General features: G+C 58.0%; 15 protein-coding genes. 13 read left to right on the forward strand and 2 right to left on the reverse strand.

Annotated features, from left to right (window positions below; all coding sequences use genetic code 11):
* Window positions 1–151: 151 nt before the first annotated feature.
* Window positions 152–1183 (reverse strand): small ribosomal subunit biogenesis GTPase RsgA, encoded by a 1032-nt coding sequence (gene rsgA / locus AB4N41_RS11385; protein WP_024011360.1) that lies wholly within the window; start codon window positions 1181–1183, stop codon window positions 152–154.
* Between the two features lie 107 nt (window positions 1184–1290).
* Between rsgA and orn the strand changes: the two genes are divergently transcribed.
* From orn to AB4N41_RS11415, 6 genes are all read left to right on the forward strand, one after another.
* Window positions 1291–1833, forward strand: a complete 543-nt coding sequence (gene orn, locus AB4N41_RS11390) for an oligoribonuclease (protein WP_016771957.1) — start codon at window positions 1291–1293, stop codon at window positions 1831–1833.
* Between the two features lie 151 nt (window positions 1834–1984).
* The gene (locus AB4N41_RS11395; protein ID WP_177342722.1) at window positions 1985–2599 is read left to right on the forward strand and encodes a trimeric intracellular cation channel family protein; all 615 of its coding nucleotides are present in this window, start codon (window positions 1985–1987) and stop codon (window positions 2597–2599) included.
* 177 nt (window positions 2600–2776) lie between these two features.
* Complete coding sequence (locus AB4N41_RS11400) at window positions 2777–3802, forward strand: hypothetical protein (protein ID WP_150741669.1); 1026 nt, start codon at window positions 2777–2779, stop codon at window positions 3800–3802.
* Between the two features lie 185 nt (window positions 3803–3987).
* On the forward strand, window positions 3988–6507 hold the full coding sequence (locus AB4N41_RS11405; RefSeq protein ID WP_460138391.1) for a leucine-rich repeat domain-containing protein: 2520 nt from the start codon (window positions 3988–3990) through the stop codon (window positions 6505–6507).
* Between the two features lie 341 nt (window positions 6508–6848).
* Window positions 6849–7835, forward strand: coding sequence for a hypothetical protein (locus AB4N41_RS11410; protein WP_323620032.1), 987 nt, complete (start codon window positions 6849–6851; stop codon window positions 7833–7835).
* Between the two features lie 81 nt (window positions 7836–7916).
* Window positions 7917–12659, forward strand: a complete 4743-nt coding sequence (locus AB4N41_RS11415; protein WP_252877327.1) for an RHS repeat domain-containing protein — start codon at window positions 7917–7919, stop codon at window positions 12657–12659.
* A gap of 55 nt (window positions 12660–12714) precedes the next feature.
* Here the strand turns inward: AB4N41_RS11415 and queG are convergent, their stop codons facing one another.
* Entirely contained in the window at window positions 12715–13815 is a 1101-nt protein-coding gene (queG, locus tag AB4N41_RS11420) for a tRNA epoxyqueuosine(34) reductase QueG (RefSeq protein ID WP_252877328.1), read from the reverse strand.
* 63 nt (window positions 13816–13878) lie between these two features.
* Here queG and AB4N41_RS11425 point away from each other — a divergent pair, with 63 nt between their 5' ends.
* The 7 genes from AB4N41_RS11425 (at window position 13879) to hflX (ending at window position 21818) form a co-directional block, all read left to right on the forward strand.
* The gene (locus tag AB4N41_RS11425; RefSeq protein WP_252877329.1) at window positions 13879–15378 is read left to right on the forward strand and encodes an NAD(P)H-hydrate dehydratase; all 1500 of its coding nucleotides are present in this window, start codon (window positions 13879–13881) and stop codon (window positions 15376–15378) included.
* Window positions 15366–15836, forward strand: coding sequence for a tRNA (adenosine(37)-N6)-threonylcarbamoyltransferase complex ATPase subunit type 1 TsaE (tsaE, locus tag AB4N41_RS11430; RefSeq protein ID WP_041480731.1), 471 nt, complete (start codon window positions 15366–15368; stop codon window positions 15834–15836). Before AB4N41_RS11425 ends, tsaE begins: the two co-directional genes overlap by 13 nt.
* 51 nt (window positions 15837–15887) lie before the next feature.
* Complete coding sequence (locus AB4N41_RS11435; protein ID WP_370593506.1) at window positions 15888–17267, forward strand: N-acetylmuramoyl-L-alanine amidase; 1380 nt, start codon at window positions 15888–15890, stop codon at window positions 17265–17267.
* Entirely contained in the window at window positions 17264–19171 is a 1908-nt protein-coding gene (mutL, locus tag AB4N41_RS11440) for a DNA mismatch repair endonuclease MutL (protein WP_252877330.1), read from the forward strand. The genes AB4N41_RS11435 and mutL overlap by 4 nt, the downstream gene beginning before the upstream one ends.
* Window positions 19171–20142: a tRNA (adenosine(37)-N6)-dimethylallyltransferase MiaA gene (miaA, locus tag AB4N41_RS11445; protein WP_150638272.1), complete on the forward strand. Its 972-nt coding sequence runs from the start codon at window positions 19171–19173 to the stop codon at window positions 20140–20142. Before mutL ends, miaA begins: the two co-directional genes overlap by 1 nt.
* A 95-nt stretch (window positions 20143–20237) precedes the next feature.
* Window positions 20238–20504, forward strand: coding sequence for an RNA chaperone Hfq (gene hfq, locus AB4N41_RS11450; protein ID WP_016771947.1), 267 nt, complete (start codon window positions 20238–20240; stop codon window positions 20502–20504).
* A 12-nt stretch (window positions 20505–20516) separates the two neighbouring features.
* On the forward strand, window positions 20517–21818 hold the full coding sequence (gene hflX, locus AB4N41_RS11455) for a ribosome rescue GTPase HflX (RefSeq protein ID WP_041480728.1): 1302 nt from the start codon (window positions 20517–20519) through the stop codon (window positions 21816–21818).
* Window positions 21819–21905: the final 87 nt, after the last annotated feature.

The raw sequence follows: 21905 nt of genomic DNA on the forward strand, positions 1-21905 counted from the left end.
GGCCTACAAGGTCTGCGCGGCAAAACAGAAAGGTCCTGCAAGCAGCCGCGCAAAAGCCTACAGCAGAGGCTTATGTTTAAGTGGGGGAGAACTGATTCAGATGCGGTCCGACAACCGGCAGCCCGTGGTGCGGGGCTGCCGGCGCGACGGTTTAATAACCGTTTTCGGGCAGGCTGGCGATGATCGAGCGATAGCTGTTCATCCGTTGCTGCTGGATGCGGCCATCTTCCAGCGCCTTGAGCAGCGCGCAACCCGGTTCGCGGTCGTGCTTGCAGTCGCGGAAACGGCAAGTGCCGAGCAGGTCATCGAACTCGATGAAACCGGCTTCGACATCGGCGCGGCTGACGTGGCCCAGACCGAATTCACGGATGCCCGGGGAGTCGATCAGTTCGCCGCCGCCAGGGAAGTGGAACAGGCGCGCGGTGGTGGTGGTGTGCGTGCCCTGACCGGACAATTCCGACAACGGCCCGACGCGGGTTTCGACTTCCGGCAGCAGGCTGTTGACCAGCGACGACTTGCCGACGCCGGACTGACCTACGAACACGCTGATGCGCCCGTCGAGCTGCTTTTGCAGCTGCTCCATGCCATCACCGTGGTGAGCCGAGACTTCCAGCACCGGATAACCCAGCGTGCGGTACACCGCCAGCAACGCGTTCAGCGCCGGGGCGTTCTGCTCGTCGATCAGGTCGAATTTGTTCAGCAGCAGAAGCGGGCGGATGCCGGCATGTTCGGCGGCGACCAGATAGCGGTCGATCAGGTTGGCGTGAGGCTCGGGCAGCGGCGCGAAAACGATGACGATCATGTCGACGTTGGCGGCAACCGGCTTGAGCTGGCCACGACTGTCTGGGCGGCACAGTTCGGTGCTGCGCGGCAGTTGCGCGACGATCACGCCAATGCCTTGGTTGCCGGCGCGCCAGACCACTTTGTCGCCAGTGACCAGCGCTGGCAGGTTGGCGCGCAAGTGGCAGCGGAACACTTGACCGGCGAGTTCGCCGTCGACGGCTTCGACTTCGACCTGCACGCCGAAGTGGGCGATCACCAGGCCGTGTTGCTCTGGGCCAAGGTCGCCGCCCTCGAGGGCTTCGACCGCCGAGGACTCGCGTTTGGCGGCGCGTGCGGCGCGCTCGCCCTGGATCTTTTCGATGCGCCAGTTTTGACGACGATTGAGTTGGCGTTTGGCCATGGGTGTTCCGTCTGAAGAATGCAGCGATTAGGTAAAACGGCCGCGAGTTTAGCACGCCCGGCCACCGGCCTAGGCTAAACTGCGCAGCATTGCCTAGGAGCCCGAATATGCAAAACCCGCAGAACCTGATCTGGATCGACCTGGAAATGACCGGTCTGGACCCGGACAACGATGTCATCATCGAAATGGCCACTATCGTTACCGACAGTGAGCTGAACACATTGGCTGAAGGTCCGGTGATTGCCATCCACCATAGCGACGAAGTGCTCGCGCGCATGGACGAGTGGAATACCCGCACCCACGGCAACTCCGGTCTGACCCAGCGTGTGCGCGACAGCCGCATCAGCATGGCTGAGGCAGAAGCTGAGACCATCGCCTTTCTGGAAAAGTGGGTGCCGAAGGGCAAGTCGCCGATCTGCGGCAATAGCATCTGCCAGGATCGTCGCTTCCTTTATACCCACATGAAGGCGCTGGAAAGCTACTTCCACTATCGCAACCTCGACGTCTCCACGCTCAAGGAACTGGCCGCGCGCTGGGCGCCGGATGTGCGCGACAGCTTCAAGAAGGGCAGCACCCACCTGGCTTTGGATGACATCCGCGAATCGATCGCCGAGCTGCAGCACTACCGCAAGCATTTCATCAAATTCTGATGCGGCGGCATCAGCCCTGACGCTTTCGCGAGCAGGCTCGCTCCCACATGGAATGCGGCTTATGTGGACGCGAGCCGGCTCGCGAGAGGCGCGCCCTCTTCTGGTGCGGCGCCGAAATGGCTAGACTGCGCGCCTTCCTGCCTGGACTGCCATCATGTTGCTGATGCTCTATCTGATCGCCATCACTGCCGAAGCCATGACCGGCGCGCTGTCTGCCGGACGACGCGGCATGGACTGGTTCGGCGTGGTGCTGATCGCCTGCATCACCGCGCTCGGTGGCGGTTCGGTGCGCGATGTGTTGCTCGGGCACTACCCGCTGACCTGGGTCAAACATCCGGAATATCTGGTGCTGACCTCGGTGGCGGCGATGTTTACGGTGTTTGCCGCACGCTGGATGCGTCACCTGCGCTCGCTGTTTCTGGTGCTCGACGCGGTGGGGCTGGTGGCGTTCACCTTGATCGGCTGCATGACCGCGCTGGAAATGGGTCACGGCATGCTGGTGGCATCGGTCAGCGGCGTTATCACTGGTGTGTTCGGCGGCATCCTGCGCGACATTTTCTGCAATGACATTCCGCTGATATTTCGCCGCGAACTTTATGCCAGTGTTTCATTCGCTGCGGCATGGTGCTACATGTTTTGTCTCTATATAAATGTGCCGGGCGAACAAGCCATTCTGATCACTTTATTTGGCGGGTTCCTGTTACGTCTGCTGGCCATCCGTTTCCATTGGGAAATGCCGAAGTTCGTCTATAACGACGAACATTGATCATTCTTGCGTTGGTGTATTGGAGGCTGGTTTAAAGGCATATGAGTTGCCGGCGGCTGGTGCGCGCATATTTCTTACACTTTTCACTTTGATATTTTCTCGGTGGGTATGTAACTTTTTTTGCTGACATGTTTTCGATGTCACTATCAAGTTATATTCTCACGGAGGAGCTGTATTATGAGTGAAAGCATGGACGCTACAGGTAATCAACAAAGCACTTCGCCCGTTCTTGTGGGGTTGTCCAGTCTGAAGGTCAAGTTTGACGCCAGTGATAACACTCAAAGCAGGGCACTTTTTGCTAATGGCCGGATGCAAGTCAAAGTTCAGGTGCTGGTTGCCGGAGTAGACGCCGACGGCAACGCTGTGCATGTACCGGAAGATGTAATGGAAAGCATCCAGCTTATTCATTACGCGACCGGCAAGACCTTGCGCGATGGTTGGGTCGCGAGCGCAGTCCAAGGGCGGTTTACGCGTGAGGCACGGCCTGCACCGGATGCCTTGGACAGGCACGATGATGATCTTGAGAATGACAGCGTACATCCACAGGTGCGTACGTTCTGGGTTTCCTCGTCGAGTGCCGGAACGACTGAGGTCGGTGCGCGCCTGTCTCTCAACGGGGAGAGGATTTTGAGCAACGGAACCACCCCTGTCAGTGTTCATTACAGCAGCGTGACTCTGGAGGCTGAAAAGCCCGCGACATATGGAGTCTTTCAGTTGTATCAGAACAGGATTGGTAATGAGTCGCCTGGTAATCGTATCTGGAAGTACCATCTGGGGCTGTACCCGGACGGGAAGCAAATCCGCCTGGTCGATTGGATGGTCGAGGGGGCTGAAGAGGGCGAAAACCTCGATTTTGCGGGCGGGAACAGGCTTAACGAAATCAAAACCAATTATATGAAGTGCATTTTCGTCCGTCCCGAAAAAACCAGTGTGACCGTCACCTTGCCTGATAGGGGTGATCCGTTTGTATATGCTTTCACCGGCGATGCGCAAACATGGAATCACAAGCATTACAAAGTAAATACGCAAAGCGACGGAGAACTCACTATTGTGCAGGCGTTATCCGAATACTCGGAAAATACCGGTGCGCAAAAATATGGAAGTGTCCTCTACTTTATCGCTATCGATGAATATGGTACCGGGCATAAGTTGGCGATTCGCGTGAGTTTTTATGAGCGCAATTTGTCTCTTCAGCGAGGCTGAGTTTCATCATCCATTGATGCAATGTCTTGGGATGTAGTAGCTGTATATGCGTTTGGCATCGCGGCTGCAGATAAGCTGCCATGTTCGATGATCAGGCATATGCACGAAAGTGCTTTATCTGATGTCTTGCGCTGGCCCCGCAGCGATGTGTGGCCAGCGTCACCACTCCTCAAGGATGAGCATTCATGACTGGCAAACCGCCGAAAATCAAACCTGTATCTGCCCCAACCAGACCCATCGAGTCCAGCGGGGATGGCCTGCCCCGGGCTCTGAACCCGTCTTCGACAATGCCGCATTCGACTGTTGCACATCATCAGGGACCCTTGCCTTCGCCATCTTCTTCAGATTCGCTTGCAGTGTTGCCTGTCATCAGTGTGAGCACGAGGCCGAAATATTCCACGATCGACGAGTTCGCAAGTGTGTCCGCAAGGAATTCGCTGGAGAACTACTGGATACCCACGCAAGAGCGTCTCGACGAGACCGATGCATGGGGCATCGCAATCATGAAGCAGCGTCAGTATGTTGCCGTCGCTGACAATCACATCGTACAAGTGGTCCGAGACCCCGAGAGCGGCCTGTTTCGCGCCACACATGCCAGAGAACTGCATCCTTCCGGTCCGCTGTTGAGGCCTGACAGCGAGGGCCGTTTGTGGCATCCGCTGGATGATCCTGAGTCGGCCAATCCAGTTGCAACTGTCTTTACCGGACGAAATCGCACGACAGAGCTTCCCGGCACGGAGTATTCAATAAAGGATTTCCCTCCACTGATGACCCAACGCATATTTGCCGTGAGCGGCGTCGACGCGATGATGGCGCACAGGTCCGACATTCATCCCGCTTCGCTGGCATTGCTGCAGGACACAGCGAGACGCTTCGCCCTCGATCAAAAGATCCGCCAGTTCATCACCCAAGTGCAACATTCCGATCCGACCGTGCGTGCGCAGGCCGATTCACAACTGCAGGCTTTGTTAACGCTACAGGCAACTGATCTGAGCGAGCGCGTTATCGAACAGTCCCGCGCTTTGCTCTTTGAGCAGAGCGAGCGGGCGTTCGAACTCGATTGCGATGACAACACATTGCAGATGCGACGGATTTTTCCTCATCTGCCCAAGACGATTGCTCAGGCATTGTGGCGAGAGGCCAGTGCCGCCGACCATAGGCATTTGCGCCTGCGGCCGGGAATGCCGAGGCACATGGCAGAAAAAACGCTGGTGGCGCTACGCGAGGTGCGTCTCGCCAGGGCGTGCGAAGGAATCTATCTGGATGCGGTAGCCAGTCTGGACAGTGACCAACTGGCTTTGCAGATGCTCGGGCAGCTTGATCAGTGGCCGCGACAGATTCGTATCGAGATTCGTCTGCAAGCGTCAGAGGGTGAGTCATTGAGTGCTATTGGCGATGCTCGATCGCCAGTGCGTCACATATTGATTCGTCAGCATGAAGGCTACGTTATCCAACGCAGCGGCATCGCGTCCCCCCAGGATCGGATGGATCTGTATGCCGCCGTCTGGCGCCTTTTACTGCCCGGGCAGCGCCAGTTGCTCGGTGTAGCGCAGGGCGGTGGTGCGGCGCTGCGGCAACTGGTACGCGCACAGCCATTGCCGTCGCGCCAACGCGTGAGCGAATTGTTGGGACTGGCACCGGTGCAGGTAACGGCTGTTCCGGCCAGCGCCCAATACGCGCAAGCGGGGCTGCGAGGCGGCGGCGATGTCAACCCGATGTTGACAGGATCCGTTGTGGAACGTGTCCGTAGCCTCTATCCGCAACTTGATGACAAGGAGTTGGCCGCGTTCGTTTCCGAGCGCCTGGGATCTGAGCCGTCCACAGTTTTAGCGCGCCTGGAGACAGACCTCGCAATATTGCGCAATGAATTGGCGATCTGGAGTGCGGAAGGATTATCGACCCAAGCGGACTCTTCGCAGGACGCAATGCAGATCGCAGAACAGCGCCCGGCTCGCGAGCAATTTAGCGCAAAACTGCAAGATATCTGGCGACGCAAGTCGGTTTCGAGATGGGGTTACGGTGACTATCATTTTTCCCATCATGTCGATTTTACTGGTGAGTTACCAAGATTATCCGCCAGGTTCGACTATGTAACAGAGTTGATATTGACTGTGGAAACGCCAGGCGCACGCATCGGCGCTTTTTTTGACAGTTTTCCCAATGTTCAATATTTGATGGTCACTGGCATAAAAATGGAGGACTTCCCGTCAGGGATATTCCAAATGCGCCAGTTGCGTCAACTGGTGCTGGACGATTGCTCGCTTGAATTATCTGAAGCGACGGCTGAAGGTGTGTCCAGGATCGAGACGCTCACTTTGTTGAATCTGGCCAACAACCCTCTGACAGTTGCTCCGCATGTAGGCTTCATGACAGGTTTGACCGAGTTGATGCTATATAACGCCAATCTCTCCAGCCTGCCTTCCGGTATAGACAGGCTCGGAGATCTTCGGGTCATGGCGTTACAGGATAATAATATCTCAGACGTAGGGGGCGATCTGTTCGATATTCCGGATACTCAAGATCTATATGTTGGTTTATTGAACAATCCGCTGAGTGACGAGTCGATGCGGCGGATTAATCAATATCTTGAAAATTCCAGTATGGACCGGAAAGTGGAAATCCAAACGGAAGAAACAGTTTCAGACGTTGATTCCGATAGTGAGTCATCGGAGAGCGGATTTTCGACAGGTCCAGATAGCGACTGAGTGTTGTCGAAAGTAACGGATCGATCACGCTGCCAACATGATTTGGCAAACATAAGCTACTCGCTGACTCCCCTTCCGGTTCGGGTTGATTGAATTCGGAAGGGGTAACAGGCCATCGTGGGCCAGAATCAAAGGGGTGAAAGGCTTAGTTTTGAATCTCGTAACATGCAGATCGCATTTTTTGAAGTTATTAGCATCTGTGTGAATTATTAAAGATGATGTTGAAAGTTTGCTTTTTCACAAAATGTCAAATGTCGCGGCTGTTTATATTTAAATTCGACGTTAATACTTTGCCGAGCCCTTGAGGGGCGAAATATATTAATCGGCTGAGGTGTTATCAGATGTTTGATGAGCAAGTTGGTATTTCCCGTATCGAGGTAAAACTCGACGCCACAAATCATGGCCAGCACAAAGTGCTTTATGCCAACGGTCGCATGCAGGTGCGTGTATTGGTGCTTCTGCACGGCATCGATAACAATGGCGACGGCGTATCGCTGCATGGACATCCTGCATTGCCGTCATTGCGGCTGATTGCCTACAACGGTGCTCGGCCTCTGGAGGGAGACTGGAGTGTTTCGATTCAGGAAAATCGTTACGCTCACGAAATGTCGGGTGGGGCAACGCGCCTGACAGAACTCCCTCGGGTCAGTGACAACCAGATAAGCAACGCCGCAGATCCGGTACAGATTTTCCAGTTCTGGGTCTCGGCTTCCCGACCTGGAATTATGGAAGTGGCTGCCGAGATCTCCTTGAATGGCGTGGTATTGCGAAGTAATGGGGTTGGTTTCGACAGCAGTGTCACGCTGGAGGCGATTCCTCCGAAAAAATACAATCAGAACAGTTTCTCTCTTTATAAGTACGGTACTGTCAGCGAAAGAGTGTACGAGGAGCGCATTCAGTATTTTCATCTCGGGCTTCACGCTGACGGTCGCCAGATCAACATTCTTGACTGGTATAGCACCGATATAAGACTTAATCCGTATGATGCTGAAGACGCGGTAATGGTGTACTCGTCAGGCACGATAAACCACTACAGTGGTGGCGGCAGGAGTTTTTATGGCTATCTGGCGCCAATCTATGGGCGATCGGCTTCGGTCAATACGCCTCTGGGTTTCATTACTTTCCCGATTAACGATGTGCCTGGTGTATTGACGCTGGTGCAGCGCACGACTCTACAGGCGGAGGAGAAGCCGGCGACGAGAGGTGCGTTCGAATTCGCCGTGATTGATGAGTTCGGTACGGAGCATTGGCTTGCTATCAAGGGTGATACAGAACAGCGAACTTTTATTCTGGATGAGTCGAAACGGTCAACAAAACAATTTGCCTGATTTCATTTGTGTGATTCAGCGAATTTTCGTTAGTCAGCTTGACCTGTTTAAATTTGCATCTGGAAAAAAGGATATTTTTCTATGGAAAGTAATTCATCTTCCGCTGTTCACTCCAACGCTTTCAACTTTGGTGAATTTGTTTCAGGAGGCGTTGATCCCCGCACGGGCATGTACACCTGCGCATTTTCGCTTGGCAAGTTGCACTCGGCGGATCTCAATGGTCCGGAGCTTGCACTTTCAGTGGGCTTTAATCCGCTCAATCAGGCGGATAGTGGTTTCGGCGTTGGCTGGTCTTTGACACTGACCAATTATGACTTGCGCAGCAAAGTGATGACCTTGTCCAACGGTGAGCGCTACAAGGCTGTCGAGACGTCTACCGGCCTTAAGTTCAAGGAAATGAAACTGCAAACGGCGAAAGTGTCAGTCGCTGGAGCAGGACGCTATGAAGTTCGATACAAGGATGGCCGGCGTGAACTGCTCAAAGTCCTGGCCGGCACTCAGGTCGCCGTCGCGGAAAAAATAATAGCGGCGAACGGTGTGAGCATTACCCTGAAGCATGAGTTGTTCAACCAGTTTCCCCGATTGGCCGAAGTCCGTGATGCCAAGCGCTGCCTGTTGAAAATCACCCGCGCGGCAGGTCAGGTGACGCTGTCCCGGCATCCCGACACTACTTCCAGTTCCAACTACAAGCTGATCTTGAAGAACTCTCGAGTGACGGCCATCGAGCTGCCGGTTGGTAAGGGTTGGGACCTTGAGTATGAAGTCATCGCTGGAGCCAGCTATGTTCATCGCATCGTCAATCCGCTGCGCGGGGTCGAAATCATTCGCTACAAGCGGCACGGCCACCGCTTCATCAGCGGTGTGGAACGGACACTGCCGTTTGTGATTGCTCACGATGTCTACCCAGGGCGCGGTCAGCCCCGACTGTGCAAGACCTACACGTACTCCGACCATAACTTCCTTGGGCAGGGCCTCCTTCCTGCCAAGGATAGTGACCTGGATCCTCTCTATCTGGCGCCCGGCCACTACGTCTACACCTCGGACGAGCACTTGCTGGTCAGCGGCAAAGTACATACCCGCATCAAACGCACCTACAACAAATTCCATCTGTTGGTGGCTGAGGTTACAACCTGTGGTGACGCCCAGATCGCCACCACCACGGAGTATCACTGTTCCATTACCAAGCCATTCAGTGAGCAGGTGGCTCAGTTCCGCATGCCTAAAGTCCACACGGTGACGTACCTCGATCGGCGCACCCAACAGCAGCGTGTGGAAACCACCGTCACCGAGTTCGATGACGAAGGTAACTTGCTCAAGCAGGTCGAGCCCACTGGGGTGACGACGACCACGGAATTTTATCCGGCCAGTGGTGGAGATAACTGCCCAGAGGATCCGCTGGGCTTTTCCAGATTCCCGAAAAAAAGGACGGTGACTGCTGCCGCATCCGATGGTGCTTCGACAGTCACCTACTACGACTACGCGCTGCATCCGGCGCTGGACGGTGCGGAACTGGCATCCGTGTTACCGGTCGAGGAGCGTTTTTGTGAAGTGTTGGAAGGCGTTGAGGTATTGCGTTCGAAAACCGCACGCAGTTATTTGAATACGCCCGGGGATCCACTCAAGCATGGAGCCACGAAAGAGCAGAGTGTCATCCTGAATGATAAAAAAACCGCTATCGAGTTTTCCTATGAACTTGAGGGTGACAGGTTGCGAGTCAGGTCCAGCACGCGCGGATTTGACGGCACGCTGCAGACCAGTGAGAAAGTGCTGTCGACGCTGACCGGATTACAGGTCTCTGAAGTCGGTGTCGATGGCGAGCACATCGAGCATGAGTACGACGCAATCGGTCGGGTAGTGGGCAAAACGGTTGCTGGCGGCACCCCATATGCGGCCGTTACCCGGTGGACCTATCTGGCTGCCAGCAAACAGCATCCGGCGACAATGGTGACCACGGATCCTGCTGGCGGCGAGCAAAAAGTGACTTATGACGGGATGGAACGGGTGATCACCGTTCATGAAAAGGACTGCGACCATCCCGACAAGGACGGTCTGATTCAGACACGCACGCTTTATTCTGCGCTGCATGATTCGGTCGGCTACAAGGTGAAAGTGACGCTGACTGATTGGCGTGATGGCAAGCCTTATCCGGTCAGCACCGGCTACGAATTCGATTCCTGGGGCCAGGTCAGCAAGACGCTGCACGATGATGGACGTATCGAACACAGCGAGGCGGACCCGGTTCTTCGCCGGCAGACCCATTGGCTCCAGGGGATGGGCAAGACGATCACCCTCGTCAATGATTTCGGTAAACCGCTGAGTGTCGAGAGCTTCAATCTGAAGAACAAAAGTCTCGGCAAAACCGTGTACACCTATGACGGCTACGGGCGCACAACCAGTCAGACAGACCCTGTCGGCAATACCAGCCGATATGAGTACGACGTTTTTGACCGGATAACCCGCAGTGTCCTGCCCGACGCCACTGCGGTCGTGACCGACTACGCCGGGCACAGTGATGAAGGTCTGCCGATCAACATCAAGGTCGCTGACAAAGTGTTGGGGCAGCAAACTTATGACGGTCTGGGTCGCTTGATCCGAAGTACCGTTGGCGGACGTAAGTCCGAGGCAGGTTATGAAGCGGGCTTCACCCAGCCGCAGTGGTACAGGAGTGCTGATGGCAAAAAAACCGAATTCACTTATTTGCGGGAACTGGGCGGCCTGCTGACTGAGCGCAAGGCAGGGGATCTGGTCACGACCATGACGTATGACCCCCTCAGTGGCAATCCCTTGACCTGTACCGAAAACGGCAGAGAGCGCAGCTTTACCTATCACCCCTCCGGGCGTGTGAAAACCGAAACGACGACCCTCGGCGCGATCACCAAAGCAACCTCCAGTATCTGGTCCCTGCAGGGGCGACCGATCAACCATGTCAATGTGCTCGGAGTCGAAAGCACATCCGAATACGATAAGCACGGCCGCCTGCTATCCACCTCCCAGGGCTCGCTTAAAACCGAATTCCACTACAACGCGCAGACGGGGATGCTGGACTGGACGAAAACCGAAGAAACGTCAATCAAGCGTCAAATGCTCACCCGGTTTGCCTATGACGATATCGGGCGTGAAACCCGCCGAACATTCGAGATTCAGGGGCAGCCAGACCAGACCCTTGAATCGACTTACACGCTGGCTGGCAAACTGGCGCAGAAAGTGTCCAGACGTGGCACTCAACTGTTACGTGATGAACAGTTCACCTACGATGTGCGCGGGCGCTTGATCCAATACGACTGTGCCGGCACGCAAAAGCCGCGCGATCCGTATGGCAAGGAAATTGTCCGCCAGACATTCACCTTCGATGCATTGGATAACATCCTCACCGTGCAGACGAAGTTCCCGCTGGGGGTGAATCTGACCACCTTCAGTTACGACAATCCTGATCCTGCACAGCTCAGCGCCGTCAAACATTCCCACGTCGACTATCCCTCGGCAGTGACGCTGGAATACGACGCCAACGGCAGGATGATCAAGGACGACCAGGCGCGAACGCTGGCCTATGACGCGTTCGGACGTCTCGAGCAGTTGTCCAGCGCAGGGGGATCAGTGATTCGTGGCTACCATTACGACGGTTTCGACGATCTGGTGGAGCTGTCGCAAGCCGAAAAAGCAATTGTGCAGCGTTACTACTACGCAGGCCGGGTTGCCAACGAGGTGAGTGGTGAAAGTTCAACCAGTGTTGTGCGTCACGGTGGAGCGCTCGTGGGGCAACAGCAATCGGGGTTGAACCCCGACGCGCAGCTATACGCCACCGATCAGCAGCAAAGTGTGCTGGCAACGCTGGGCAAGGAGCAGCTCACCGATTGCGCCTACAGCCCTTATGGGCATCGTCCCGCCGAAGGTGGATTGTTCAGCGTGGCAGGGTTCAACGGCGAACAGCTGGATCCGGTTACCGGGCTGTATCTGCTGGGCAACGGTTACAGGGCTTATAGTCCGACACTGATGCGCTTTCTCGCCCCCGACAGCATGAGTCCATTTGGCGCGGGCGGATTGAATGCCTACAGTTATTGCCTGGGCGACCCTGTCAATCGTGTCGACCCTACCGGGCATATCTCCTGGCAATCGATCCTGGGCATCGGCCTCAGTGTTCTCGGAATTGTTGCCAGCGTGGTGACGATGGGCGCGGCGACGCCATGGGCAGTGGCGGCATTGGGGCTGGCGGTTGCTTCAGGCCTGGCGGGTATTGCCAGCGAGGTGGTCAATGAACTCGCACCGGGTTCTCAAGCGGGCGAGATATTGGGCTGGATCAGTTTTGGTCTTGGGCTGGCTTCGGTGGGGGCAGGGCTGGCAGCTGGTGCCAAAGCGGGCATCAATGCTGGCAGGAAACTGGCTGGCGCCTTCAAGCAGGGCCTGAGTAGTAAAGGCTCCAAAGCAGCGGGTCAAGAGATGGCCCGAGGCATGATCAAGGGTAAGGGAAACAAGGCGGCGGCCAAGGCGAAGGCGAAGGCCAGCGCGGCCGTTCAGGAAGAGGCCGAGAAACCATGGTCACTCGTCAGGGTCGACCCCAAAAAGAACATCCTTGAGAAAGAGGGCCTTACCGGCTTGCTTGAAAAGGCCGAAACCTTCATGCAGCACATTGAGGCGGGTAACTCCCCGACGTCTTCTGCAGCGCTGATTCATGCCAAATACACGCCAATGCATGGTCCATCCGGCTCAGCATCAAAGCCGATGCATCTCTATCTGTCGCAAGGAGACCGAATATATATGACCGAAAACGCCAAGGAGCGGATCGCGGTCATCAACCAGCTGGGTGGTCATTTAAAGGAAAAAAAGTAAGTCGGAGCACGCAACGAAACGATACAAGGCGAAAGCAGGAACACTCAAGGTCCGGCTACGATTTGAACAGTGCGCTTGCCGGTTTTGCGAGCGCGCGGTGGGCGTGCTGTTCCAGTGCCCACTCGACATGTTCCCTGACCAACTCTGACGGATAATCACGTCGCGCCTTCAACGCTTCCAGCACAGGAATCGTTGAAGGCGCATTGCCCAGCCCCACCGCCAGATTGCGTAACCAGCGCTCGTACCCGGCACGCCGCAACGGTGAACCTTCGGTGCTGCTCAAGAACTTTTCTTCATCCCACATGAACAGTTCAGCCAGCTCGGCATTATCGAAATTGTGCCGTGGCTTGAAATCGCTTTCTCCAGTCGGCCGAGCGAAGCGGTTCCATGGGCAGACGATCTGGCAGTCATCGCAGCCAAACACCCGATTGCCTATCAATGGCCGCAATTCTTCGGGAATCGCGGTTTTCAGCTCAATGGTCAAATAGGAAATGCAGCGCCGGGCGTCCAGCACGTACGGGCCGACAAAGGCGTTGGTCGGGCAGATATCCAGGCATGCGGTGCAACGCCCGCAATGTTCAGTGCTGTGCGGTTCGTCCACCGGTAGCGGCAGGTCGACGAACAGTTCGCTCAGGAAGAAATAACTGCCGGCCTTGCGGTTCAACACCAAGGTGTTTTTACCGATCCAGCCCAGTCCAGCCTGTTCGGCGATGGCTTTTTCCAGCACCGGTGCGCTGTCGACAAACGCACGAAAGCCGAACGGGCCGATCTCCGCCTGGATCTTGTCGGCCAATTGTTGAACACGTTTACGGATCAATTTGTGGTAATCGCGGCCCAAGGCATAACGCGACACGTAAGCCTTCTCCGGCTCAGCCAGGCGTTTGGCCATTTCGGTATCGCCTGGCAAGTAGTCCATGCGCAGGGAAACCACGCGCAACGTGCCCGGCACCAGCTCTTCGGGATGCGAGCGTTTGCTGCCATGGGCGCCCATGTAGTCCATGTCGCCGTGGTAGCCGGCCTCGAGCCAGCGCTGCAGATGCTGCTCGTGTTCGGCCAGGTCCAGACCGCTGATGCCGACTTGCTGGAAGCCCAGCTCGCGGCCCCAATCCTTGATCGATTGGGCGAGGGCGGGCAGGTCTGTGGTGATGGCGGACATGAGGCGAGAGAAACCGGAGCTGAGGTGCGTATAATTCTGCCAGACATCGGAGCCCGAAGACGCATGCCGCAGACGAAAGATGAATTACCCGACGCGCTGTACCGCGCCGCGCAGGTGCGCGAACTCGACGCGCGGCTGATCGCCGCCGGCACGCCGGGCTTCGAATTGATGCAACGCGCCGCCCGCGCGACGTGGCGCGCACTGGTGCGCAAATGGCCGGGCGCGAACGAGCTGACCGTGCTCGCCGGCCATGGCAACAATGCCGGTGACGGTTATCTGGTGGCCGGGTTGGCGCTGCGGGCCGGCTGGACCGTGCGCGTTCTCGCCGTCGGCGATCCGCAACGTTTGCAGGGCGATGCCGCACTGGCCCATGCCGAATCCGTGGCTGCTGGTGTTGTGGTGCAAGGCTGGCAGGCGCAAAGCGAGCTGTGCGGTGTCGTCCTCGATGCCTTGCTCGGCACTGGCCTGAGCGGCGAAGTGCGTGAGCCCTATGCCTCGGCGATCAAAGCGATCAACGCCTGCGGCTTGCCGGTAGCGGCGGTCGATATTCCTTCCGGGCTGTGTGCCGATACCGGGTGTGAACTGGGTGTCGCGGTATGCGCCGATCTAACGGTGACCTTCATTGCTATGAAGGTCGGGCTGTTGACCGGTGATGCGGCGGATCATATCGGTGAGCTGGTCTTCAGCGACCTGCAAGCCCCCGACGAAATTTTCAGTGACATTCCTGTCTGCGCTCAGCGCCTGAGCGCCGCTAATCTTCCAGCACTTGCGCCGCGCGCGCCGACCTCGCACAAGGGCCGCTTTGGCCACGTGTTGCTGATCGGCGGCGATCACGGTTTCGGCGGAGCGATTCTGCTCAGCACGGAAATGGCCTTGCGCGGCGGCGCGGGCATGGTCTCGCTGGCGACTCGCCCAGAGCATGTGCCGGCGGCGCTGACTCGGGTCCCGGAGGCGATGGCGCTCGGCACTTCGTCAGCCAATCAACTGATGGGGCTGCTGGAAAAGGTTTCGGTGCTGGTGGTCGGACCGGGTCTCGGTCAGGCCAGTTGGGGCCGTGCCCTGTCGTCGGCGGCCGCCAATGCTGCGTTGCCGCAAGTGTGGGACGCCGACGCGTTGAACCTGCTGGCCAGCGATTTTGTCCAGTTGCCCAAGGATTGCGTGATCACCCCGCATCCGGGTGAAGCGGCGCGCTTGCTTGGCATCAGTACCGCCGAAGTGCAGGCCGATCGCCCGGCCGCTGCTCTGGCGTTGAGCAAAAAGTATTCAGCGGTAGTGGTTCTGAAAGGGGCCGGCAGTCTGATCGCCCATCCCGATGGGCGTCTGGCCCTATGTCATCAGGGCCATCCGGCGATGGCCACGGGCGGGTTGGGGGATGTGCTGGCCGGTCTGACCGGCGCATTGCTGGCCCAGGGCATGGACGCGTTCGATGCGGCATGCCTGGCCGTCTGGCTGCACGCCAACGCGGGTATGCAACAAGGCAAATTCGGCCGTGGGCTGGCGGCCAGTGATCTGATTCCAGCCATTCGTCAGTTGTTGGAGGAGCAAGCACCGTGTCTGAAGTAACCCTGTACCTGGCCGATGAACAGGCGATGAGCGACTTTGGCGCACGAATCGCCCGCGTCACCCAGGGCCATGGCCTGATTTTTCTTGAAGGCAATCTGGGTATGGGCAAAACCACCCTGTCACGGGGCATCATTCGTGGGCTGGGGCATGTCGGCGCGGTAAAAAGTCCGACCTTCACATTGGTCGAGCCCTACGAGATCGGTGACGTTCGTGCCTTCCACTTCGACCTCTATCGCCTGGTCGATCCCGAGGAGCTGGAGTTTCTCGGCATCCGCGACTACTTCGAAGACGATGCCCTGTGCCTGATCGAATGGCCCGATAAAGGTGCAGGCTTTTTGCCAAAGCCTGACCTGACCATTACCATTAGCCCGCAAGACAGCGGGCGTTCGCTGAAAATTTTAGCCCAGGGCTCGCGTGGCGAGGCCTGGTGTGCCGCTTTGGCATTGGAATCCAATTAAATGATGGGGTTTGGTATGCGCTTTCGCGCGTTGGTGGCTGCCGCTGGACTGATGTTGATGGCAGTAACCGTCAACGCTGTGGCCGATTCAAAGGTCAACAGCGTGCGCCTGTGGCGTGCGCCGGACAATACGCGACTGGTCTTTGACCTCAGCGGCCCGGTGCAGCACAGCGTTTTCACCCTGACAGCCCCTGATCGGCTGGTGATCGACATCAACGGCGCCACCCTCGGCGCGCCGTTGAACGTGCAGACCGCGAACACGCCTATCACCGCGATGCGCTCAGCCCAGCGCACGCCGACCGACCTGCGGGTGGTCATCGACCTGAAAAAAGCCGTCACCCCGAAAAGCTTCTCGCTGGCGCCGAACGCGCAGTACGGCAACCGTCTGGTGGTCGATCTGTTCGACAACCCGGCCGATGCCGCGCCGCCGCCAGCCCCGACGCCATCGGTAGCGACCGTGCCGGCGGTGCCGGTGACTCCGACCGAACCGGCGATCAAGCTGCCGCCAGCCCCGGCTGGCAAGCGCGACATTATCGTCGTGATCGATGCCGGCCACGGAGGGGAAGACCCGGGCGCGTCCGGCTCGCGCGGCCAGCGTGAGAAAGACGTGGTACTGCAGATCGCCCGCGAATTGCAGCGTCAGGTCAACGGCATGAAAGGCTTCCGCGCCGAGCTGACCCGTACCGGCGACTACTTCATTCCATTGCGCGGGCGTACCGAAATCGCCCGCAAGAAGGGCGCCGACCTGTTCGTCTCGATCCACGCCGACGCTGCGCCGTCCGCGGCCGCTTTCGGTGCTTCGGTGTTCGCCCTGTCCGATCGTGGCGCTACCTCCGAGACCGCCCGCTGGCTGGCCGACAGTGAAAACCGTTCCGACCTGATTGGCGGTGCCGGCAACGTCAGCCTCGACGACAAGGACCGCATGCTCGCCGGCGTGTTGCTCGACCTGTCGATGACTGCGTCGCTGACCTCCAGTCTCAACGTCGGCCAGAAGGTGCTGACCAATATCGGTCGCGTTACGCCGCTGCACAAACAGCGTGTGGAACAAGCCGGGTTCATGGTGCTGAAGTCGCCGGACATTCCGTCGATCCTGGTTGAAACCGGCTTCATTTCCAACGCCAACGAAGCGAACAAGCTGTCCGCGTCGAGCCATCAGCAAGCGCTGGCCCGTTCGATCAGCAGCGGCGTACGCCAGTTCTTCCAGCAGAATCCGCCGCCGGGCACCTACATCGCCTGGCTGCGTGATTCCGGCAAGATTGCTCAAGGCCCGCGCGACCACCGTGTCGGCCCGGGGGAAACCCTGGCGATGATCGGCGTGCGCTATCAGGTTTCGCCGGCCACCTTGCGCGCCGCCAACAATCTGAAAAGCGATGAGCTGAAAGTCGGTCAGCACCTGACGATTCCTGGCACCGAACTGGCGTCCAAAGAATGAACCAGGTATTGAACACTGCGCGCATCGAGCTGCTCAGCCCGCGGCTGGCGAACCAGATTGCCGCCGGTGAGGTGGTCGAGCGCCCGGCTTCGGTGATCAAGGAGTTGCTGGAAAACAGCCTCGACTCCGGCGCCAAGCGTATTGACGTCGATGTCGAGCAGGGCGGCGTCAAGTTGCTGCGCGTGCGCGATGACGGCAGCGGTATTTCCGCCGATGACCTGCCGCTCGCCCTGGCCCGTCACGCCACCAGCAAGATTCGCAATCTTGAGGATCTCGAACAGGTGATGAGCCTGGGTTTCCGTGGCGAGGCGCTGGCGTCGATCAGCTCCGTGGCGCGTCTGACCCTGACCTCGCGCACCCGCGATGCCGATCAGGCCTGGCAGGTCGAAACCGAAGGCCGGGACATGGCGCCGCGCGTGCAGCCGGCGGCGCATCCGGTCGGCACTTCGGTGGAAGTCCGCGACCTGTTCTTCAACACCCCGGCCCGGCGCAAATTTCTCAAGACCGAAAAAACCGAATTCGATCACCTGCAGGAAGTGATCAAGCGTCTGGCGCTGGCGCGCTTCGACGTGGCTTTTCATCTGCGCCACAACGGCAAGACCATCCTCAGCCTGCACGAGGCCCACGATGATGCGGCCCGCGCACGGCGTGTGGCGGCGATCTGCGGTTCGGGTTTCCTTGAGCAGGCGTTGCCGATCGAGATCGAACGCAATGGCTTGCACCTGTGGGGCTGGGTCGGTTTGCCAACCTTCAACCGTAGCCAGGCTGACTTGCAGTATTTCTTTGTGAACGGGCGGGCGGTGCGCGACAAACTGGTGGCGCACGCGGTACGCCAGGCTTATCGCGACGTGCTGTTCAACGGTCGGCATCCGACCTTCGCACTGTTTTTCGAGGTCGATCCGGCAGCAGTAGACGTCAACGTGCACCCGACCAAGCACGAAGTACGCTTCCGTGACGGGCGCATGGTCCACGATTTCCTGTATGGCACGCTGCACCGTGCGCTGGGCGATGTGCGTCCGGAAGATCAATTGGCCGGCTCGGTCACCACGGCGATCGTTCGGCCGAGCGGGATCGAGGCGGGCGAGTTTGGCCCACAGGGCGAGATGCGTCTGGCCGCCAATGCGCTGCTGGAGCAGCCGCAGGCGCAACCGGCGTTCAACACGTCATCCGGCGCCAGCGCTGGCGGCGCTTATCAGTATCAATACACGCCGCGTCCGCAATCGGCGGTGCCTGCTGCCGAGGCGCAAGCCGCATACAAGGAATTTTTCGCGCCGCTGCCTGAAGCCAATGCCAGCGCACTGCCGACCGGTCAGGAAGATATTCCGCCGCTCGGCTATGCACTGGCGCAGCTAAAAGGCATCTATATCTTGTCCGAAAACGCCCATGGCCTGGTGCTGGTGGACATGCATGCCGCCCACGAGCGGATCATGTACGAGCGCCTGAAAATCGCCATGGCCAGCGAAGGTCTCAGTGGCCAGCCGTTGCTGGTGCCGGAATCGCTGGCGGTCAGTCAGCGCGAGGCCGATTGCGCTGAAGAACACGCCGCCTGGTTTCAGCGTCTTGGTTTTGAATTGCAGCGACTGGGGCCGGAAACCCTGGCGATCCGGCAGATTCCCGCTTTGCTCAAGCAGGCCGAAGCCAATCGACTGGTCGGCGACGTGCTCTCTGACCTGATGGAATACGGCACCAGTGACCGTATCCAGGCGCACCTCAACGAACTGCTCGGCACCATGGCCTGCCACGGCGCGATCCGCGCCAACCGGCGTCTGGCCCTGCCGGAAATGAACGGTCTGCTGCGCGATATGGAAAACACCGAGCGCAGTGGTCAATGCAACCATGGCCGACCGACCTGGACCCAATTGGGCCTGGACGATCTGGACAAACTGTTCCTGCGCGGTCGTTGATGAGCCAGCTGCCTCCAGCGATTTTTCTGATGGGCCCGACCGCTGCGGGCAAGACCGATCTGGCCATCGAGCTGACCAAGGTGCTGCCGTGCGAGTTGATCAGTGTCGATTCGGCGCTGGTCTACCGCGGCATGGACATCGGCACGGCCAAGCCTTCGAAAGAGTTGTTGGCCGAATACCCGCACCGGCTGATCGACATCCTCGACCCCGCTGAAGCGTATTCCGCTGCCGATTTCCGTCGCGACGCGTTGCAAGCCATGGCCGAAATCACTGGGCGAGGAAAGATCCCGCTGCTGGTCGGCGGCACCATGCTCTATTACAAGGCTCTGGTCGAAGGTCTGGCGGACATGCCGGCAGCCGATCCCGAGGTCCGCGCGCAGATCGAGGAAGAAGCTGCACGCCTCGGCTGGCAAGCCCTGCACGAACAGTTGGCGCAGATCGATCCGGTGTCGGCGGCGCGCATCCATCCCAATGATCCGCAACGCTTGAGTCGGGCACTGGAAGTGTATCGAGTCAGCGGGCAGAGCATGACCGCTCTGCGCGAGCAACAATCTGTGCAAAGTACTGAAGCAGCCGCTTCGGGACGGCAACAATTGCCCTATACTGTCGCGAACCTGGCCATTGCTCCGGCGAATCGTCAGGTTCTGCACCAGCGAATTGAACAAAGATTCACAAATATGTTGGAACAGGGATTCATCGACGAGGTCGTAGCCCTGCGTAAAAGAAGTGACCTGCATTCGGGGTTGCCGTCTATACGTGCGGTAGGCTACCGCCAAGTCTGGGATTACCTGGACGGCAAGCTGACATTGGCCCAGATGCAGGAGCGGGGCATCATCGCCACGCGCCAATTGGCCAAACGCCAGTTTACCTGGCTGCGCAGCTGGGACGATTTGCATTGGCTGGACAGTCTTGATTGCGACAATCTGCCACGCGCCTTGAAATACCTTGGGACCATCTCCATATTGAGCTGAGTCCTTGCAATTGCCGTCTATCCTTGGGGGTGTGACGGCCGAAGCCATCTGAATTTACCTGTTTTTATTATTGAATCCTTAAAGGAGTGCGGCACATGTCAAAAGGGCATTCGCTACAAGACCCTTACCTGAACACTTTACGTAAAGAGAAAGTCGGGGTTTCCATCTATCTGGTCAACGGTATCAAGCTGCAAGGGACGATCGAGTCGTTCGACCAGTTCGTGATCCTGCTGAAAAACACCGTAAGCCAGATGGTCTACAAACACGCTATCTCGACCGTCGTGCCGGTTCGTCCAATTCGTCTGCCTAGCGCAACCGAAAACGAACAGGGCGATGCCGATGCAGCGCCGGGTAACGCCTGATAGGAGTCTCCTTTGTTCTTTGAGCGCCACGGTGGTGGTGAACGAGTCATCCTCGTTCACTTGGATGGACAGGACCCTGAGGCGCGCGAAGATCCGCAGGAGTTTCAGGAGTTGGCAAATTCGGCTGGCGCCGAGACCGTCGCGTTTTTTAACGTGCCGCGTCATCGGCCAACCGCCAAATATCTGATCGGCAGCGGCAAGGTCGAGGAACTGCGCGACCTGGTCAAGGCTGAAGAAGCCGATCTGGTGATTTTCAATCACATCCTCACGCCCAGTCAGGAACGCAACCTTGAACGTGTCTTCGAGTGTCGCGTGATCGACCGCACCGGGCTGATTCTCGATATTTTCGCCCAACGCGCACGCACCCATGAGGGCAAGCTGCAGGTCGAACTGGCCCAGCTTGACCACATGAGCACGCGGCTGGTTCGCGGCTGGACTCACCTTGAGCGTCAGGGTGGCGGTATCGGTATGCGCGGTCCGGGTGAAACCCAGCTGGAAACCGACCGCCGTCTGCTGCGGGTTCGCCTGCGTCAGATCAAGGGGCGGCTGGAGAAGGTGCGCAGTCAGCGCGAGCAGTCGCGCCGTGGCCGATCCCGTGCGGACATCCCTACCGTTTCGCTGGTGGGATACACCAACGCCGGCAAATCGACACTCTTCAACAACGTGACGAAGTCCGAGGTGTACGCGGCCGATCAACTGTTCGCCACGCTCGACCCGACCCTGCGCCGGCTGGAGCTTGACGACCTCGGTCCCATCGTCCTCGCCGACACCGTGGGGTTCATTCGTCACCTGCCACACAAGCTGGTCGAGGCATTTCGGTCTACGCTCGAAGAGTCGAGCAATTCCGACCTGCTGTTGCACGTGATCGATGCGGCCGAACCGGATCGCATGTTGCAGATCGAGCAGGTGATGGTGGTGCTGGGCGAGATTGGTGCCCAGGACTTGCCGATCCTCGAGGTCTATAACAAACTCGATTTGCTTGAAGGCGTCGAGCCGCAGATCCAGCGCGATGCCGATGGCAAGCCGCAACGGGTCTGGCTCTCGGCGCGTGATGGCAGCGGTCTGGAATTGCTTGAACAGGCCATCGCCGAGTTGCTCGGCAGTGATCTGTTCGTCGGTACCTTGCGCTTGCCGCAACGATTCGCTCGGCTGCGTGCGCAGTTCTTCGAACTCGGGGCGGTGCAGAAAGAAGAATACGATGATGAAGGTGTCAGCCTGCTGGCCGTTCGTTTGCCCCGGATCGAGTTGAATCGATTGGTAAGCCGCGAAGGATTGCAGCCGATGGAATTCATCGAGCAACACACTTTGCAATAAAAGCCTGACAAAGCGGTTGTGCCGCAACGGCAGGCATTCTGTAGCATTGGTCGGCGCGCCGTGGGTGCGTCTTTGCTTTATCAGATG

The sequence above is a fragment of the Pseudomonas sp. S2_A10 genome, assembly GCF_054668465.1.

Coding starts and splice junctions, on each gene's coding strand:
- AB4N41_RS11415 (WP_252877327.1), top strand. CDS start 7,917: ATGGAAAGTAATTCATCTTCCGCTGTTCACTCCAACGCTTTCAACTTT.
- AB4N41_RS11400 (WP_150741669.1), top strand. CDS start 2,777: ATGAGTGAAAGCATGGACGCTACAGGTAATCAACAAAGCACTTCGCCC.
- AB4N41_RS11405 (WP_460138391.1), top strand. CDS start 3,988: ATGACTGGCAAACCGCCGAAAATCAAACCTGTATCTGCCCCAACCAGA.
- rsgA (WP_024011360.1), bottom strand. CDS start 1,183: ATGGCCAAACGCCAACTCAATCGTCGTCAAAACTGGCGCATCGAAAAG.
- queG (WP_252877328.1), bottom strand. CDS start 13,815: ATGTCCGCCATCACCACAGACCTGCCCGCCCTCGCCCAATCGATCAAG.
- orn (WP_016771957.1), top strand. CDS start 1,291: ATGCAAAACCCGCAGAACCTGATCTGGATCGACCTGGAAATGACCGGT.
- mutL (WP_252877330.1), top strand. CDS start 17,264: ATGAACCAGGTATTGAACACTGCGCGCATCGAGCTGCTCAGCCCGCGG.
- AB4N41_RS11425 (WP_252877329.1), top strand. CDS start 13,879: ATGCCGCAGACGAAAGATGAATTACCCGACGCGCTGTACCGCGCCGCG.
- hfq (WP_016771947.1), top strand. CDS start 20,238: ATGTCAAAAGGGCATTCGCTACAAGACCCTTACCTGAACACTTTACGT.
- miaA (WP_150638272.1), top strand. CDS start 19,171: ATGAGCCAGCTGCCTCCAGCGATTTTTCTGATGGGCCCGACCGCTGCG.
- AB4N41_RS11410 (WP_323620032.1), top strand. CDS start 6,849: ATGTTTGATGAGCAAGTTGGTATTTCCCGTATCGAGGTAAAACTCGAC.
- AB4N41_RS11435 (WP_370593506.1), top strand. CDS start 15,888: ATGTTGATGGCAGTAACCGTCAACGCTGTGGCCGATTCAAAGGTCAAC.